At 71.7% G+C, this 1,537-nt stretch carries 2 protein-coding genes; one reads left to right on the forward strand and one right to left on the reverse strand.

What is annotated here, in order from left to right; translation table 11 throughout:
* Window positions 1-62: 62 nt before the first annotated feature.
* The gene (locus ACFWGJ_RS43635; protein WP_385833415.1) at window positions 63-815 is read right to left on the reverse strand and encodes an MBL fold metallo-hydrolase; all 753 of its coding nucleotides are present in this window, start codon (window positions 813-815) and stop codon (window positions 63-65) included.
* Between the two features lie 191 nt (window positions 816-1,006).
* Between ACFWGJ_RS43635 and ACFWGJ_RS43640 the strand changes: the two genes are divergently transcribed.
* On the forward strand, window positions 1,007-1,486 hold the full coding sequence (locus ACFWGJ_RS43640) for a type II toxin-antitoxin system PemK/MazF family toxin (RefSeq protein ID WP_387334540.1): 480 nt from the start codon (window positions 1,007-1,009) through the stop codon (window positions 1,484-1,486).
* Window positions 1,487-1,537 lie beyond the last annotated feature (51 nt).

Here is a 1,537-nt window from a genome sequence, read left to right on the forward strand (position 1 = left end):
GAGCGGATCTGCTCCGGGGGCCCTGTGCTGCGTACGCCGTCCTCGGACGCCGTACGCCCTCCTCAGATGTCGTACGTGGCGCGCGGCGTCGCCAGTTCCACCGGGCCGGTGAAGACCTCGCGGGCGTGGTCCAGGTTCGCCTGGGGGTCCGTCCACGGGGGGATGTGGGTCAGGACCAGGCGGCGCGCGCCGGCGCGGGTCGCGGTCTCGCCGGCCTCGCGGCCGTTGAGGTGCAGGTCCGGGATGTTCTCCTTGCCGTGGGTGAACGCGGCCTCGCAGAGGAACAGGTCCGTGTCCCGGGCCAGTTCGTCGAGCGTGTCGCACACGCCCGTGTCCCCGGAGTAGGTCAGTGACCGCCCGCCGTGCTCCACGCGGATGCCGTACGCCTCCACGGGATGGCTGACCTTCTCGGTGTGCACCGAGAACGGGCCGATCTCGAAGGAGCCCGGTTTGACGGTGTGGAAGTCGAAGACCTCGCTCATGGAGGAGGCGGAGGGGGTGTCCGCGTACGCGGTGGTCAGGCGCTGCTCCGTGCCCTCGGGTCCGTAGACCGGGATCGGATCGCAGCGGCCGCCGTCATGGCGGTAGTAGCGCGCGACGAAGTACGCGCACATGTCGATGCAGTGGTCGGCGTGCAGATGGCTGAGGAAGATCGCATCAAGGTCGTAGAGACCGCAGTGGCGCTGCAGCTCGCCAAGGGCACCGTTGCCCATGTCGAGAAGCAGCCGGAAGCCGTCGGCCTCGACGAGGTAGCTCGAACAGGCCGATTCCGCGGACGGGAACGACCCCGAGCAGCCGACGACGGTGAGCTTCATAGAGCAGAAACCTCCGCGGGCGGGGAGTGAAGACGGGGGTCGTGACGGGGGTCGTGCGGTCCGTCGAGCGTAAGGCGCGAAAGGGCGGGTCGCTCCTCCGTCGAGGGCTGTTGTGGGGGAACTCACCTGCGGTGTCACCGGTTCGGGGGCGCGCGGGCGTGGGCCCGGGCCTGCCGGGTACCGTCGTACACATGAACATGTCGTGGTGGCTCGCGCTCGCGGCCGTGGTGCTGCTGGCGGCCGTGGCGACGTTCGTGGACGGGTGGGGGCGGGGTCGCAAGCCGTCCGCTCGGCGGCGTCCCGCGCGGCGTCCCACGCGGCGACCGCCCGGGCGCGTCGACGAGGTCCGGCGGCCGTCGCGGCCCCGGCCCGCCGAGATCTGGTGGGCGAACGTGCCGTTCGAGGACGAGCCCGGGGCGAAGGACCGGCCCTGCCTGGTCCTGTCGGTACGAGGGCGCAGGGCCGTGGTCGCGAAGATCACGACGAAGTTCCACGACGACGGGCGGGGCGGGGTCATCGCGCTGCCCGCGGGGTCGGTGGGGGATGCGCGGGGGCGCGCGAGTTTTCTTGAGACGGGTGAGTTGCGGGGGGTGCCGGTGCGGGAGTTCCGGCGGCGGGTCGGGGAAGTGGACGCGCGGGTCTGGGACCGGGTGCGGCACCTTGCCCGTTAGGGCTTTTCCTCGCCCCCGCCGCCCCTACCCGTTCCCGTCACTGACTCGGGC

The sequence above is a fragment of the Streptomyces sp. NPDC060205 genome, from assembly GCF_042728395.1.
Lineage (GTDB): Bacteria > Actinomycetota > Actinomycetes > Streptomycetales > Streptomycetaceae > Streptomyces.

Excerpts from the sequence above, each read along its gene's own strand:
- ACFWGJ_RS43635 (WP_385833415.1), bottom strand. The coding sequence starts at position 815 with ATGAAGCTCACCGTCGTCGGCTGCTCGGGGTCGTTCCCGTCCGCGGAA.
- ACFWGJ_RS43640 (WP_387334540.1), top strand. The coding sequence starts at position 1,007 with ATGAACATGTCGTGGTGGCTCGCGCTCGCGGCCGTGGTGCTGCTGGCG.